The following is a 14,732-nucleotide window of genomic DNA, read 5'->3' as shown; positions in this document are numbered from 1 at the left end:
TGGCCGCGATCGGAGGAGCTACGAAGCAATGCCGATCGCGGCCATGGGCCGCTCCTACACTAACCACTAATCACTCGCCTCACCTTGCGCCTGCGCCGCCGTCCGCTGCGCAGCCGCTCCAGCGCCCATTGGATATGCTCCGCCACCAGCGGTGTCGCCCCCAGCAGCGCATTCTCCAGTTCCGCAATCACCTCCGCAGTCGCTTCACCATTACCCAGCGCCACCGCCAGGTTGCGCCGCCAGCGCTCGTAGCCGATACGCCTTATCGCCGAGCCCTCGGTCCTGCGCAGGAACTCCTCCTCGCTCCAGCGGAATAATTGCAGCAAATCGCCGTCGTCCAGGCCGTGGCGAGGGTGGAAATCACCCTCGGCGGTGGGTTTGGCGAACTTGTTCCAGGGGCAGATGATCTGGCAGTCGTCGCAGCCGAAGACCCGGTTGCCCATGGGCTCGCGGAATTCCTCGGGAATCGCGCCCTTGTTCTCAATGGTGAGATAGGAAATGCAGCGGCGCGCATCCAGCTGGTAGGGGCCGACAAAGGCGTCGGTGGGGCAGACCTTGAGGCAGGCGGTGCAGTCGCCGCACTGGTTCGGCTCCTCGCTCCCGTCCACGGGCAGCGCCAGGTTGGTGTAGATCTCGCCGAGGAAAAACCAGGAGCCGGCGCCGGAGTTGATCACCATGCAGTTCTTGCCGATCCAGCCCAGCCCCGCTTTTTCCGCCAGCGCGCGCTCCATCACCGGGGCGCTGTCGGTGAAGGCGCGGCCGGAGGATTTGATGCCGTGTTCCTCGCACCAGGCGTCGATTTTCTGCGCCAGTTGCGCGAGGCGCTTGCGGATCAGCTTGTGGTAGTCCCGCCCGGTGGCGTAGCGGGACACGTAGGCCTTGCTGGAATCCTTCAGAACCCGCACCGGCTGGGTATCCGGGGGCAGGTAGTCGAGCCGCGCGCTGATCGCGCGCAGGGTGCCCGGGTGCAGCAGCTCCGGCCGCCAGCGCTTTTCGCCGTGGGCGCCCATCCACTCCATATCGCCGTTATAGCCCTTCGCCAGCCACTCGCGCAGGCGCTCGCCGTGCCGCTCCAGGTGGCAGTCGGTGATGCCGATCTGTTGGAAACCCAACTCGCGGCCCCAGACCTTGATCCGGGCCGCCAGTTCGGCGAGCGGGGGAACTTTCATCGAGTGTTCGGATGATATAATTCCGCCTATTTTGCCACAGATTACTTTTTAACCGTATCGGGAGCCCCATGCACATCCAGCCCTCCGCCCTGCCACAACCCCTGTACAGCGCAGAATCGGTGCGGGCGCTCGACCGCCGGGCGATGGTGGCGCTGGACATTCCCTCCATCGCGCTGATGAAGCGCGCCGGCCGCGCGGCCTTTGCCGAGCTTCAGCGGCGCTGGCCGGAAGCCAAGCGGCTGCAGGTCTTCTGCGGCGGCGGCAACAACGGCGGCGATGGCTATGTGATCGCCGCGCTGGCGGCACAGAAGCAGATACCGGTGACCGTTTACGCCTGTGTGGCGCCGGACCAGTTGAAAGGCGATGCGCTGGAGGCCTGCCGCTTCGCCGGACGCGAGGGCGCGCATATCGTGACCTCCCCGCTGGAAATGGATGCGGACGACGGCGATACCGTCACCGTGGACGCGCTGTTGGGCACCGGCTTCCAGGGACCGCTGCGCGAGAATGTCGCCGCTGCGGTGGAGCGGATCAACCGCGCCGCAGGCCCGGTGCTGGCGGTGGATATCCCCTCCGGTCTCAGCGCCGATACCGGCAGCGCGGAGCAGGCGGTGCGCGCGGATGCCACCGTCACCTTTATCGGCCGCAAGTTTGGTCTCCACTGTGGTCGCGGCCCCGCGCTCTGCGGCGAGGTGGTATTCGAGAGCCTGGGCGCGCCGGACAGTGTGTACGGCGATTTGCAGCCCCTGGCCCGGCGCTACGACAGCGACAGCCTGGTGCGGCTGCCGCGGCGCGCCGCGAACAGCTACAAAAACCAGTTCGGCCACATTCTGGTCGTCGGCGGCGACAACGGCTTCGGCGGCGCCGCGCTGATGGCGGCGGAGTCGGCGGCGCGCGCCGGCGCAGGCCTCATCACCCTGGCCACCCGGCCGGAGCATCTGGCCGCGGCCCTCACCCGCTGCCCGGAAGTGATGGTCCACCCGGTGATCTCCGGCCAGGAACTGGAGCCGCTGCTGGAATCCCCCGACGTGATAGCCGTGGGCCCCGGCCTCGGCCGCGCGCCCTGGGGAGAGCAATTGCTGGCTCGCGCCGGGCGCGCGCAGGCGCCCATGGTGCTGGATGCGGATGCATTGAATATTCTCGCCGGCGGCAGGGTGCTGGCGGGCCTGAAGCGGGACGACTGGGTGCTCACCCCTCACGTGGGCGAGGCCGCGCGGCTGCTGGATTGCGATACGGCTGAAGTCCTCGCCGACCCCCGCGCGGCGGCGATTGCAATTCAGCAGAAATTCAGCGGCGTGGTGATACTAAAGGGAGCCGGCACCCTGATTGCCCACGCCGGCGGCGTGGACCTGATCAACAGCGGCAACCCGGGCATGGCCTCCGGCGGTATGGGCGATCTGCTCACTGGCGTCGTCGCCGCGCTGATCGGCCAGGGAATGGACATCGTCGAGGCGGCGCGGCTGGCGGTATGGCTGCACGGCGAGGCGGGCAACCGCGCGGCGGAAGACGGTCAGCGCGGCCTGCTGGCCACCGACCTGTTGCCCTGGGTGCGGCGGCTGGTGGATTGATGGCAGTGGAACTGAATTTGCGGCTTGAGGACGAAGAGGCCACCGTGGCCGCGGGAGAATCCCTGGGCCGCGCCTGCCTGGCCACCGGTCTGCGCGAAGGCCTGGTGGTATTTCTGCGCGGGCAACTGGGTGCCGGCAAAACCACTTTCTGCCGCGGAGTGCTGCGCGCCTTCGGCCATCGGGGCGCGGTCAAGAGCCCTACCTACACCCTGGTGGAGCCCTACGAGCTGGGTGCGCAGCGGGTCTTCCACTTCGACCTGTACCGCCTGGGGGACGCCGAAGAGCTGGAGTTTATGGGGGTGCGGGACTACTTCACCCCGCACAGCCTGAGCCTGGTGGAGTGGCCGGAGCGCGGCGCCGGTGTGCTGCCGGACGCGGACCTGCTGGCGGAATTGGAGGTGGCCGGCCGCGGTCGGCAGCTACATGTACGGGCGCAGTCGGATGCCGGTTCGGCCGCGCTGACGGCTGCGCAGAAACTGCTATAAAAGAACCGGGAAATAGCCACGGAATAGCGGAATAATGATCAGGGCGTTAACTTTCGGATTGTTTTGCTTTGTTTCCGTCGCGGCGCAGGCCGCGACGGAAGTGGATGGGGTTCGCCTGTGGCGCGCGCCGGATCACACGCGCCTGGTGTTCGACCTGAGCGGGCCCGCGGAACACAAGCTGTTCACCCTGAGCGGGCCCCACCGGGTGGTGATCGATGTGGAGGACACCAACCTGGGCGCGCAGCTGGACGAACTGCAACTGGAAGACACCCCCATCGAGCGCCTGCGCCACGGCCGCCACAACAAAAAAGACCTGCGGGTGGTATTGGACCTCAAGCAGCAGGTCAAGCCGCGCAGCTTTGCCCTGCGCCGCCACGAGCAGTTGCCGGACCGGCTGGTGATCGATCTCTACGACCAGGTGCGGAGCGAGGAAAAGACCCTGCAGCAGGTGAGCCGGGAGCGGGATATCGTGATCGCCATCGACGCCGGCCACGGCGGCGAGGACCCGGGAGCGCTGGGCCCCGGCGGCCTGCGCGAGAAGGATGTGGTGCTGGCGATCAGCAAGGCGCTGCACAAAAGCATCGGTCAAAAACGCGGCTTCTCCGCCAAGCTGGTGCGCACTGGCGACTACTATATTCCGCTGCGCGAGCGGGTGAAGAAGGGTCGCCAGTTGCGCGCCGACCTGTTTGTCTCCATTCACGCGGACGCCTTCCACAACAAGAATGCCCGTGGTGCCGGCGTCTACGCGGTGTCCTCCCGCGGCGCCACCAGTGAGACAGCGCGCTTCCTGGCCCAGCGGGAGAACGAATCCGATCTGATCGGGGGAGCCGGCAGCCTGAGCCTGGGCGACAAGGACGACACCCTGGCCGGAGTGCTGCTCGACCTGTCGATGACCGCCACCATGAACGCCAGTCTGGATATTGGCGCCAGCGTGCTCGGCGCCATCGGCGGCTTCACCCATCTGCACAAGAAGCGGGTGGAACAGGCCAACTTCTCCGTTCTGCGCTCGCCGGACGTGCCCTCGATCCTGGTGGAGACCGGCTTCATTACCAACCCCCAGGAAGCGCGGCGCCTGCGCGACCCGAATTTCCAGCGCCGGCTGGCGGAAAAACTCAGCGAGGGTATAGTGGCGCACTTCACCGCCCGCCCGCCGGCTGGCAGCTGGCTGTCCGCCAACCGCGACAAGGTGGATCGCCGCCACACTATCGCTCGCGGCGAGACCCTCTCCAGCATCGCCGCGCGGTACAATGTCTCCGTCGGCTCGCTGAAAGAGGCCAACGGCATAGACAGCACGGTGATCCGTGTGGGGCAGACCCTGGCCATCCCTTCCGGCTGAAGGGTTGGCCTCTGAATACGAAAAATGCCGTAGGAGCGGGCCCAGCCCCCGAACAGAGTTTGATCGCGGGCATGGCCCGCTCCTACAGGGGCAGTTCCCGCTAAACTTGTTTGTAATTTTTATGTCCGACAAAATCCGGCAATTATCCCCTCGTCTCGCCAACCAGATCGCCGCCGGCGAAGTGGTGGAGCGACCTGCGTCAGTAATCAAGGAGCTGCTGGAAAACAGTCTCGACGCCGGCGCCACGCGGCTGGAAGTGGATATCGACAGCGGCGGTATCAAGCGCATCCGGATTCGCGACAACGGCAAGGGCATCGACAAGGAAGACCTGCCTTTGGCCCTGGCTCGCCACGCCACCTCCAAGATCCACGCACTGGAGGATCTGGAGTCGGTGGCCTCTCTGGGTTTTCGCGGTGAGGCGCTGGCCAGTATTTCCTCGGTGGCGCGCCTGCAGCTGACCAGCAGCCGCGACGAATCCGGAAAGGGCTGGCAGGTCAGCGCGGAGGGCCGCGAGATGCAGGCGCAGCTGGCCCCGGCGGCGCACCCTCGGGGCACCACCGTGGATGTGCGCGACCTCTTCTTCAATACCCCGGCGCGGCGCAAGTTCCTGCGCACCGAGAAAACCGAATTCAACCGCGTCGACGACACCGTCAAACGCCTGGCCCTGTCCCGTTTCGACGTGTCCATCAGCCTGCGCCACAACGGCAAAGGTGTGCACAATCTGCGCGCCGGCAGCGGGCGGGTGGAGATGGAGCGGCGCGTGGCGCAGCTGTGCGGCCCGGCGTTTATGCAGAACGCGCTGCATATCGAGGTGGAGCGCAGCGGCCTGCGCCTGTGGGGCTGGGTGGCGGAACCGGCCTTCTCCCGCTCCCAGGCGGACCTGCAGTTCTTCTACGTCAACGGCCGCGCCATCCGCGACAAGGTGGTGAGCCACGCGGTGCGCCGCGCCTTCGCCGATGTACTCTACCACGGCCGCCACCCGGCGTTCGTGCTCTACCTGGAGCTGGACCCGGCCTCGGTGGACGTGAATGTGCACCCCACCAAGCACGAGGTGCGCTTCCGCGACAGCCGGCTGGTGCACGACTTCCTGTTCGGTTCCCTGCACCGGGCGTTGGCGGATGTCAGGCCCGGGCAACGGGAGGAGCGCGAACAGCCGGAAATCGAAACCGTCAGCGGTATCGCCGCCGGCGAATTCGCCGGCCAGCAGAAAATGCCGCTGCCTTCCCGGCCTTCGCCGGGGGATCTGCAGCAGCAGATGCAGAATTACGGCACTCTGCATCAGCCATACAACGGCGTGGCCGAAGCTGCACCTCCGGCCTCCTCGCAATCGGGCGCTGCTGCGCAGCGCGTGCCGAGCTGGAGCTCGGCGGTCCCGGGCAGCTCCGCGCTCCCACCTGAAACCGGCGAAGAGGAAACGCCGCCCCTCGGCTACGCCCTGGCCCAGCTCCACGGCATCTACATCCTGGCCCAGAACGAACAGGGCCTGATTGTGGTGGATATGCACGCGGCCCACGAGCGCATCGTCTACGAACAGATGAAGGCCGCCCACGCCGCCGGCGGCGTTCGCGCGCAGCCGCTGCTGGTGCCGGTGAGTCTCGCGGTGAGCCAGCGCGAAGCGGACTGTTTCGAGGAGCGCTCCGAAGTGTTCACCGCCCTGGGCTTCGTGTTGCAGCGGGCGGGACCGGAAACTCTTCTGGTGCGCCAGGTTCCGGCGCTGCTGCACGGGGCGCCGGTGGAACAGCTGGTGCGCGATGTGCTCTCGGACTTGTTGGCCCAGGGCGGCAGCGACCGCATCGGCGAGCGCATCAACGAGATACTGTCCACCATGGCCTGCCACGGCTCGGTGCGTGCCAATCGCCGCCTGACCGTGCCGGAGATGAACGCCCTGTTGCGGGATATGGAGCGTACCGAGCGCAGCGGCCAGTGTAACCACGGCCGGCCCACCTGGACCCAGGTGAAGCTGGCGGATATGGATAAGTGGTTCATGAGGGGGCAATAGGATGAACGTAAGTTGGCCGCCCCGCGCCTCCACCCAGGTGAAGCTGGCGGATATGGATAAGTGGTTCATGAGGGGGCAGTGAATAATGCGGAATGCGGAATGCGGAATGCGGAATGATGAATGCGGAGTGAGGAATGCGGAATGCCGCAGGCCATTTTCCTGATGGGGCCTACGGCCTCCGGCAAGACCGGCCTGGCCATGGCGCTCGCCGAGCACCTGCCGGTGGAGCTGATCAGTGTGGACTCGGCGCAGGTCTACCGCGGGCTGGATATCGGCGCGGCCAAGCCTTCAGCGGAAGAGCTGGCGCGCCATCCCCACCGGCTGATCGATATCTGCGATCCCGGTGAGGCCTATTCCGCCGGCCGCTTCCGCGAGGACGCGCTGGCGGCCATGGCGGAAATTGCGGCGGCGGGAAAGATTCCACTGTTGGTGGGGGGAACCATGCTGTATTTTCGCGCTCTATTGCACGGTATGGCAGAGTTGCCCACGGCCGATCCCGCGGTGCGAGCGGAAATCGAGGCGCGCGCGGCGAAGGAGGGTTGGCCCGCGCTGCACCGGGAGTTGGCGCAGGTGGACCCGGAACTGGCAGCGGAACTGCACCCCAACCATTCGGTGCGTATCGAGCGCGGCCTGGAAGTCTACCGGCTGACCGGCAGACCCCTATCGCAACTGCGCCGCGAACAGCATCGGGATTCGGTGGCCGGGCACTACCGGTTGAGACAGTTGGCCCTGCTGCCCCGGGACCGGGCCCTGCTGCACGAACGCATCGCCGGGCGCTTCCGGCGCATGCTGGAAAAGGGGCTGGTGGAGGAGGTGGCGGCGCTCCGCGACCGTGGCGATCTGCATCCGGACCTGCCCGCAATCCGCGCGGTGGGGTACCGCCAGGTGTGGCAGTACCTGGAGGGTGAAATCAGCTACGACGAGATGGTGGAGGCGGGAATTGCCGCCACCCGCCAACTGGCCAAGCGGCAGCTGACCTGGCTGCGCCGCTGGCCGGACCTGGCGGGTGTTTACGCGCAGGAGCCCGGGGGCCGGGTGCGCGAAAATGACGAAATATTGGCGGAAGCCTTGAAATTTCTCGCCTGAGCAGCCATAACGTCTGTGGGCGAGACCTACTCAGTCAGTTTTTCACGAGTCCGGCAATTTCCGGCTCTTTTTTTGTACGCATTCAACCAATCTGCTTGGCTCGCGGCTTTTCGCGGGCACGGTTATTGACTGCACAACGCGCTTTATCTTGACAAGGAGAAAAAAGATGTCAAAAGGGCACAGCTTACAAGACCCTTACCTTAACGTACTGCGCAAAGAGCGCATCCCGGTTTCTATCTACCTGGTTAACGGCATCAAGCTTCAGGGGCAAATAGAATCTTTTGATCAGTTTGTGGTTCTGCTGAAAAACACCGTCAGCCAAATGGTATACAAACACGCCATTTCCACTATAGTTCCGTCCCGTGCGGTGCGCGTGCCGCTGCTCAACCCGGCGGCGCAGCAGGGGGCCGGCGCGGAGGGCCAGGGGGAAGGTGGCGAGCGGGAAACTTTCGGCTGATCCCATCCAAACCGACACCTCCCGGCTGGGGGACGGCAGACAGAGGCCCAATGGGCCTCTGTCTGCTGTCCCCTGCCTCCCGCCTTCTGAAACGCCGTCTTCTGAAACGAGAGTTACCTTTGTTTTTTGACCGACCGGAATCCGGAGAGCTCGCGGTGCTGGTGCATCTGGAGCTGTCCGCTGTCGACAGCCCAGACGATCCGCGTGAATTCGAGGAGCTGGCCCTTTCCGCCGGTGCCGATCCCGTGGCCTTTATCTTCGGCCAGCGCTCTGCGCCGGACCCCAAGTCTTTTGTCGGCCGCGGCAAGCTGGAGGAAATCCAGGGGGCGGTAGAGGAGCACGGCGCTGAACTGGTGATCTTCGACCACAGCCTGTCCCCCAGCCAGGAACGCAATCTCGAAAGAGAGCTGCGCTGCCGGGTGCTGGACCGCACCGGGCTGATTCTGGATATCTTCGCCCAGCGCGCCCGCACCCACGAGGGCAAGCTGCAGGTGGAGCTGGCGCAGCTGCGCCATATGGCCACCCGCCTGGTGCGCGGCTGGACCCACCTGGAGCGGCAGAAGGGCGGTATCGGCCTTCGCGGTCCCGGCGAGACCCAACTGGAAACCGACCGCCGCCTGCTGCGCGCGCGCATCGACTCCATCGAGAAAAAACTGGAAAAGGTGCGCCGCCAGCGCGAGCAGGGCCGCCGCGCCCGCTCCCGCGCCGAGGTGGCCACCGTCTCCCTGGTGGGCTATACCAACGCCGGCAAGTCCACCCTGTTCAACCGCCTCACCGACGCGGACGTCTATGTGCGCGACCAGCTCTTCGCCACCCTGGACCCCACCATGCGCCGGGTGGAGCTGCCCAGTGTCGGCGCGATGATCCTGGCGGACACCGTGGGCTTCGTTTCCCACCTGCCGCACCGCCTGGTGCAGGCGTTCCGGGCCACCCTGGAGGAGGCCGCCAGTGCGACCCTGCTGCTGCACGTGGTGGACGCCTCGGCGGAGGACCGCCTGCACCTGATGGAAGAGGTGCAGAGTGTGCTGGCGGAAATCGACGCCGGCGACCTGCCGCAACTGGTGGTGTATAACAAAATTGATCTGCTCGAAGACAGTGAGCCGCGCATTGAGCGTGACGACCGCGGAGTGCCGCGCGCGGTGTGGCTGTCCGCCGCCAGCGGTGCGGGCTGCGACCTCCTGATCGAGGCCGTCGCCGAGCGCCTGGGCGAGCAGATGGTGAGCGGGCTGTTGGTGACTGGCCCGCAGCAGTCGCGCCTGCGGGCCCAGCTGTATGAGATCAACGCGGTGCAGAATGAGCACTTCCGCGACAACGGCGACTGCGAGTTGCAACTGTTGTTGCCCCGCAGCGACCTGCAGCGTCTGCTGGCGCCCTATGGCGGCGGGGACGACGGGCCGCGCTGGCAGCCCGAGGAGCGGCCGTGATTCTGTGCTGAACAATGCTAGAATCTCGCCTCGAGCGATAAAGGTTAACGATCAGAGTTGGAGTATCTAAATGGCCTGGAACGAACCGGGTGGTAACAACAAGGATCCCTGGGGCGGTGGCAACCGCAATGGCGGTGGTCCGCCGGATCTGGACGAGCTGCTGCGCAAGCTGCAGCAGAAACTGAACGGCCTGTTTGGCGGCGGCTCCGGCCCGGCCGGTGGCGGCCAGGGCAAATTTCCCTGGGCACTGGTGGTTATCGTGGTGGCGGTCCTCTACGGTCTGTTGGGCTTCTACCAGGTCAACGCCAACGAGGCCGCGGTGGTACTGCGCCTGGGCAAGTACCACACCACCGAGACCGCCGGCCTGCACTGGAACCCGCCGCTGGTCGACAGCGTCACCAAAGTGAATATGACCGAGGTGCGCACCGAGCGCACCACCGGGCAGATGCTCACCGAGGATGCCAATATCGTCGACGTAGTGCTCCAGGTGCAGTGGCATGTCGACAACGGGGAGGCCTACGTGCTGCGCGTGCGCGACCCGCTGAAGAGCCTGCAGGAGGCCACCGACAGCGCCCTGCGCCACGTGGTGGGCTCCACCAGCCTCAACGGGGTCATTTCCCAGAAACGTACCGAGGTATCCGCCGACACCCAGGAGCGCCTGCAGGATTACCTGGATCTCTACCAGACCGGTATCAAAATCGACGTGGTCAACCTCACCGACGCCAAGGCGCCGCGGGAAGTACAGGATGCCTTCGACGACGTCACCAAGGCGCGGGAGGACGAGGTGCGCCTGCAGAACGAAGCCCAGGCCTACGCCAACCAGGTGATCCCGGTGGCGCGCGGTCGGGCGCAGCGGATCATCGAAGAGGCCGAGGCGTACAAATCCCGCGTGGTGGAGAGTGCGCGCGGTGAAGCGGTACGCTTCGAGAAGCTGCTCGCCGAATACGAGCGCGCCCCCCAGGTCACCCGCGAGCGCCTGTATCTGGACGCGGTGCAGCAGGTGATGTCCAGTGCGTCGAAAGTGATGGTGGACGTGGAGGGGGGTAACAACATGATGTACCTGCCCCTGGATAAGTTGGGCCGGGAGAGCGGCGCCCGGGCGGTGCAGAGCAGGGAAGTATCACCGGTAGTGATCGACGAGATCTACCAGCGGGTGGTCGACCGCCTGCGCACCGAGGCCGCCAACAGCCGCCGCAGCCAGAATGTCCGCTAAGGGGGTGAGGGAATGAACAACAGAACACTGGTTATTGTCGCCGCGCTGCTGCTCGCGGTGCTGGCGATCTCCTCCAGCGCCTTTGTGGTCAAGGAAACCGAAAAGGCGGTGCTGCTGAGGTTTGGGGAGTTGGTCCGCACCGACTACGAACCCGGGCTCTACTTTAAGCTTCCGCTGGTGCACGAGCTGCGCAAGTTCGACGCGCGTATCCAGACGGTGGACTCCAGTCCGGTGCGCATGCTGAACAGCGAAAACAAGTTCATGATGGTGGATTCCTACGCCAAGTACCGGATCTCCGACGTGGCGCGCTTCTACGTCGCCACCCGTGGCGATCAGCGCAACGCTGTTCGTCTGCTGGCGGAGCAGGTCAACGACCGCCTGCGCAACCAGTTCGGCGTGCGCGACCTGCACGAGGTGGTCAGCGGCCAGCGGGACCAACTGATGGCGAATATCACCAAAAACCTCAACCAGGTGGCGCGGACGAGCCTGGGGGTGGAGGTGATCGACGTGCGGGTCAAGCGCATCGACCTGCCGCCGGAAGTGTCCGAGTCGGTGTTCCAGCGCATGCGCGCCGGGCGTGAACTGGAGGCCCGCGACCACCGCGCCAAGGGTGAGGAGGCCAGCGAGCGCATCCGCGCCGACGCCGACCGCCAGAAGGTGGTGATCCAGGCCGAGGCCTACCGCCAGTCGGAGGAGATCCGCGGTGCCGGCGACGCCGAGGCTGCGGCCATCTATGCGGGAGCCTTCAACAAGAACCCGGAGTTCTACCGCTTCACCCGCAGCCTTCATGCCTACAAGTCGTCCTTCAACGACAAGTCGGACATGCTGCTGGTGGACCCGGAGAGCGACTTCTTCCGCTACCTGAAGGACCCGGAGGGCAGGTAACTTTTTACCGGGACCGGGACCCGGGACCGCGGAGCTCCAGCTCCGCCCGCGGGCCGCAGGCCCGCCGTCCCCCTCGCAAGCGGGCGCGGGCCAAAACCCCTACCTCCCCGCAGACACTTGATGGTAAAATCACGCAAACCGGGCCGCCGCCCGGTTTTTTAATGTGGGCCATCCATGCATGGCCCCCACCCAGTGCCCCCGGCGCTTTTGTGTGTGGGACGAGACCGTGTGGGAAGAACTGGCGCGGGCGTTTTGCCTGCTGCTGATAATCGAGGGGCTGCTGCCCTTCCTCTATCCCGAGCGCTGGCGCCGGTTGGTGCAGCGGTTGGCGACTGTGGACAACCGCAGCCTGCGCACCGCGGGGCTGGTCTGCATGCTGGCCGGCCTGGCCCTCCTCTACTTACTGCGTTGATGACAGCTTTTTCACTATGACCCGAGCCGATCGCTGGATGCTGCCGGATGGCATCGCGGAAATCCTCCCCGCCGATGCCGTGCAGATAGAAACCCTGCGCCGCCGCCTGCTGGACCTCTACCACAGCTGGGGCTACGAACTGGTCATTCCGCCCATGGTGGAGTTCACCGATTCCCTGCTGGTCGGCATGGGCCGCGAACTTGAACTCAGCACCTTCAAGGTCACCGACCAGTTGTCCGGACGCACTCTCGGCATCCGCGCGGATATCACCCCCCAGGCCGCGCGCATCGACGCTCACAGCTTCCCCCGCGCCGGCGCCAACCGGCTCTGCTACGCCGGGCAGGTACTGCACACCCGTCCGCGCACCCCGATGGGCTCGCGCGCGCCCATCCAGATCGGAGCGGAACTCTACGGTGTGGAGAGCCTGGGGGCGGACCTCGAAGTCATCTCCCTGATGCTGGAGAGCCTGCTCGCCGCCGGTGTGCAGCAGATTCACCTGGACCTCGGCCATGTGGCCATCTACCGCAGTCTGGCGCAGGTGGCGGGCCTGGACGACGAGCAGTGGCGGGAACTCTTCGCCCTGTTGCAGAGCAAGGCCAGCGCCGATATCCAGCGCTGGGTGGCGGACAATGTCAGCGAGCCCCGCGCGGCGGTCTGGCTGCGCGAACTGCCGAGGCTGGCCGGCGGCCGCGAATGCCTGGCCCACGCGCGGGACCTCTTCGGCGGCGCCCCGGCGCCCCTCGGCCAGGCGCTGGCGGATCTGCAGCGCGTCGCCGACTCCCTGGCCCAGCGCTACCCCGCGGTGGAACTGTTTTTCGACCTGAGCGAAGTGCGCGGCTACGACTACGAGACCGGATTGGTGTTCGCCGCCTACACACCAGGCCACGGCCAGGCGCTGGCCAATGGCGGCCGCTACAATGGCATCGGCGCGGTGTTCGGCCGCGAGCGGGCGGCCACCGGGTTCAGTACCGACCTGGTGGCGCTCAACACCCTGGGCAGGGAGCCGGAACCCCAGGCCGGAGCCATCCTGGCGCCGGCGGGTGACGGCGAGGCTCTGTGGTGCGCGGTGGAAAAACTGCGCCGGCAGGGGGAGGTGGTAATCGGTGCGCTGCCGGACGGGGCCGAGGGCGAGCTGCTCGCCCGCTGCGACCGCGAGCTGGTACTGGAAAATGGCGACTGGGTGGTGAAGCCGCGCGGCTGACGCCCGGATTAGGATTGATTGAACGTGTAGGAGCGGGCCACGCCCGCGATCGATGGCGCCACGGTACCCGATCGCGGGCATGGCCCGCTCCTACAGAAAACTTTTGAGTTAGAGACTGACGTAAATGGGCAAGAATGTAGTGGTGCTGGGCACTCAGTGGGGCGATGAGGGCAAGGGCAAGATCGTCGACCTGCTGACGGAAAAGGTGGCACTGGTGGTGCGTTTTCAGGGCGGCCACAACGCCGGCCACACCCTGGTGATCGACGGCGAGAAAACCGTGCTGCACCTGATTCCGTCCGGCGTGCTGCGCCCCGGCGTCACCTGCCTGATCGGCAACGGGGTGGTGCTCTCCCCGGAGGCCCTGATTGCGGAAATGACCGAGCTGGAAGCCAGGGGCGTGCCGGTGCGCGAACGCCTGCGCCTATCCCCGGCCTGCCCGTTGATCCTGCCGGTGCACGTGGCCCTGGATCGGGCGCGGGAAAAGGCCCGCGGCTGCAAGGCCATCGGCACCACCGGCCGCGGCATAGGCCCCGCCTACGAGGACAAGGTGGCCCGCCGCGGCCTGCGCCTCGGGGACCTGTGCAACTGGAGCAACTTCTGCGAACAGCTGAAGGAGCTGCTCGAATACCACAACTTCTCCCTCACCCAATACTACAAAGTTGACCCGGTGGACTACGACACCATGGTCGCCGAGGCCGCGGTGTGGCGCGAGCAACTGGTGCCGATGATCTCCGATGTGGCGGACATGCTGCACTGCGCCCGCGAGCGCGGCGAACATATCCTGTTCGAGGGCGCCCAGGGTTCCCTGCTGGACATCGACCACGGCACCTACCCGTTTGTGACCTCCTCCAACACCACCGCCGGCGGCACTGCCACCGGTTCCGGCTTCGGCCCCCTGTACCTGGACTATGTGCTGGGGATCACCAAGGCCTATACCACCCGCGTGGGCGGCGGACCGTTCCCCACCGAGCTGGGCTGTGACGTGGGCCGCCACCTGGGCGAAAAGGGCCACGAGTTCGGCGCCACCACCGGCCGCCAGCGCCGCACCGGCTGGTTCGACGCCATCGCCGTGCGCCACGCGATCCGCATCAACAGCATCTCCGGCCTGTGCCTGACCAAGCTGGACGTGCTGGACGGCCTGGAAGAAGTGAAAATCTGTATCGGCTACCGCAACAGCGCCGGGGAGGAAGTGCCGGTTCCGTTCGACGCCGCCGGTTGGGAGGGCGTGGAGCCCGTGTACGAGTCACTGCCGGGCTGGACCGATACCACCTTCGGCGTGCGCCGCGAGGCGGACCTGCCGGACAATGCGCGCGCCTACATCGCCCGCATCGAAGAGCTGGTGGGCGCGCCCATCGATATCATCTCCACCGGCCCGGACCGCAACGAGACCATCGTGCGCGAGTCCTCGGCGCTGTGTGAAATGGGCATCCATAACCCCAGCCGCTAGTGTGGTGTAAGGTACTAAATGCTGATATCAGCAGTTAGTACCTTACAACACAC

13 protein-coding genes are annotated in these 14,732 nt (G+C 66.0%); 12 read left to right on the top strand and 1 reads right to left on the bottom strand.

Annotated elements, in window-relative coordinates:
- Nucleotides 1-59: 59 nt before the first annotated feature.
- Nucleotides 60-1,169 (bottom strand): tRNA epoxyqueuosine(34) reductase QueG, encoded by a 1,110-nt coding sequence (queG, locus tag ACRC0P_RS11740; RefSeq protein WP_438631087.1) that lies wholly within the window; start codon nucleotides 1,167-1,169, stop codon nucleotides 60-62.
- A gap of 68 nt (nucleotides 1,170-1,237) precedes the next feature.
- Here queG and ACRC0P_RS11735 point away from each other — a divergent pair, with 68 nt between their 5' ends.
- The 12 genes from ACRC0P_RS11735 (at nucleotide 1,238) to ACRC0P_RS11680 (ending at nucleotide 14,679) form a co-directional block, all read left to right on the top strand.
- Nucleotides 1,238-2,734, top strand: a complete 1,497-nt coding sequence (locus ACRC0P_RS11735; RefSeq protein WP_438631085.1) for an NAD(P)H-hydrate dehydratase — start codon at nucleotides 1,238-1,240, stop codon at nucleotides 2,732-2,734.
- On the top strand, nucleotides 2,734-3,219 hold the full coding sequence (tsaE, locus tag ACRC0P_RS11730; RefSeq protein WP_438631083.1) for a tRNA (adenosine(37)-N6)-threonylcarbamoyltransferase complex ATPase subunit type 1 TsaE: 486 nt from the start codon (nucleotides 2,734-2,736) through the stop codon (nucleotides 3,217-3,219). Before ACRC0P_RS11735 ends, tsaE begins: the two co-directional genes overlap by 1 nt.
- 34 nt (nucleotides 3,220-3,253) lie before the next feature.
- Nucleotides 3,254-4,555: an N-acetylmuramoyl-L-alanine amidase gene (locus ACRC0P_RS11725; protein WP_438631081.1), complete on the top strand. Its 1,302-nt coding sequence runs from the start codon at nucleotides 3,254-3,256 to the stop codon at nucleotides 4,553-4,555.
- Nucleotides 4,556-4,676: 121 nt separating this feature from the next.
- On the top strand, nucleotides 4,677-6,554 hold the full coding sequence (gene mutL / locus ACRC0P_RS11720; protein ID WP_438631079.1) for a DNA mismatch repair endonuclease MutL: 1,878 nt from the start codon (nucleotides 4,677-4,679) through the stop codon (nucleotides 6,552-6,554).
- Nucleotides 6,555-6,695: 141 nt separating this feature from the next.
- A complete protein-coding gene (miaA, locus tag ACRC0P_RS11715; RefSeq protein WP_438631077.1) occupies nucleotides 6,696-7,640 on the top strand; it encodes a tRNA (adenosine(37)-N6)-dimethylallyltransferase MiaA in 945 nt (314 codons plus the stop codon).
- Nucleotides 7,641-7,806: 166 nt separating this feature from the next.
- Nucleotides 7,807-8,097, top strand: a complete 291-nt coding sequence (hfq, locus tag ACRC0P_RS11710; protein WP_438631075.1) for an RNA chaperone Hfq — start codon at nucleotides 7,807-7,809, stop codon at nucleotides 8,095-8,097.
- A 119-nt stretch (nucleotides 8,098-8,216) separates the two neighbouring features.
- The gene (gene hflX, locus ACRC0P_RS11705) at nucleotides 8,217-9,521 is read left to right on the top strand and encodes a ribosome rescue GTPase HflX (protein WP_438631073.1); all 1,305 of its coding nucleotides are present in this window, start codon (nucleotides 8,217-8,219) and stop codon (nucleotides 9,519-9,521) included.
- A gap of 70 nt (nucleotides 9,522-9,591) precedes the next feature.
- A complete protein-coding gene (gene hflK / locus ACRC0P_RS11700; RefSeq protein WP_438631071.1) occupies nucleotides 9,592-10,734 on the top strand; it encodes an FtsH protease activity modulator HflK in 1,143 nt (380 codons plus the stop codon).
- Nucleotides 10,735-10,746: 12 nt separating this feature from the next.
- On the top strand, nucleotides 10,747-11,619 hold the full coding sequence (hflC, locus tag ACRC0P_RS11695; protein WP_438631069.1) for a protease modulator HflC: 873 nt from the start codon (nucleotides 10,747-10,749) through the stop codon (nucleotides 11,617-11,619).
- Between the two features lie 211 nt (nucleotides 11,620-11,830).
- Nucleotides 11,831-12,031 carry a DUF2065 domain-containing protein gene (locus ACRC0P_RS11690; protein ID WP_308364188.1) on the top strand — a complete coding sequence of 67 codons (201 nt, stop codon included), beginning with the start codon at nucleotides 11,831-11,833 and terminating at the stop codon, nucleotides 12,029-12,031.
- A gap of 16 nt (nucleotides 12,032-12,047) precedes the next feature.
- Nucleotides 12,048-13,232: an ATP phosphoribosyltransferase regulatory subunit gene (locus tag ACRC0P_RS11685; protein WP_438631067.1), complete on the top strand. Its 1,185-nt coding sequence runs from the start codon at nucleotides 12,048-12,050 to the stop codon at nucleotides 13,230-13,232.
- Nucleotides 13,233-13,356: 124 nt separating this feature from the next.
- Nucleotides 13,357-14,679 carry an adenylosuccinate synthase gene (locus ACRC0P_RS11680; RefSeq protein WP_438631065.1) on the top strand — a complete coding sequence of 441 codons (1,323 nt, stop codon included), beginning with the start codon at nucleotides 13,357-13,359 and terminating at the stop codon, nucleotides 14,677-14,679.
- Nucleotides 14,680-14,732: the final 53 nt, after the last annotated feature.

This window comes from Microbulbifer sp., assembly GCF_051659245.1.
Classification (GTDB): Bacteria; Pseudomonadota; Gammaproteobacteria; order Pseudomonadales; family Cellvibrionaceae; genus Microbulbifer.
Note: the sequence above shows the minus strand (reverse complement) of the source record. Positions and strands in the feature narration are given on the sequence as shown.

Bases quoted from the DNA above. Each gene is read 5' to 3' on its own strand.
- ACRC0P_RS11680 (WP_438631065.1), top strand. From the start codon at position 13,357: ATGGGCAAGAATGTAGTGGTGCTGGGCACTCAGTGGGGCGATGAGGGC.
- ACRC0P_RS11725 (WP_438631081.1), top strand. From the start codon at position 3,254: ATGATCAGGGCGTTAACTTTCGGATTGTTTTGCTTTGTTTCCGTCGCG.
- hflC (WP_438631069.1), top strand. From the start codon at position 10,747: ATGAACAACAGAACACTGGTTATTGTCGCCGCGCTGCTGCTCGCGGTG.
- tsaE (WP_438631083.1), top strand. From the start codon at position 2,734: ATGGCAGTGGAACTGAATTTGCGGCTTGAGGACGAAGAGGCCACCGTG.
- ACRC0P_RS11735 (WP_438631085.1), top strand. From the start codon at position 1,238: ATGCACATCCAGCCCTCCGCCCTGCCACAACCCCTGTACAGCGCAGAA.
- queG (WP_438631087.1), bottom strand. From the start codon at position 1,169: ATGAAAGTTCCCCCGCTCGCCGAACTGGCGGCCCGGATCAAGGTCTGG.
- ACRC0P_RS11685 (WP_438631067.1), top strand. From the start codon at position 12,048: ATGACCCGAGCCGATCGCTGGATGCTGCCGGATGGCATCGCGGAAATC.
- hfq (WP_438631075.1), top strand. From the start codon at position 7,807: ATGTCAAAAGGGCACAGCTTACAAGACCCTTACCTTAACGTACTGCGC.
- mutL (WP_438631079.1), top strand. From the start codon at position 4,677: ATGTCCGACAAAATCCGGCAATTATCCCCTCGTCTCGCCAACCAGATC.
- hflK (WP_438631071.1), top strand. From the start codon at position 9,592: ATGGCCTGGAACGAACCGGGTGGTAACAACAAGGATCCCTGGGGCGGT.
- miaA (WP_438631077.1), top strand. From the start codon at position 6,696: ATGCCGCAGGCCATTTTCCTGATGGGGCCTACGGCCTCCGGCAAGACC.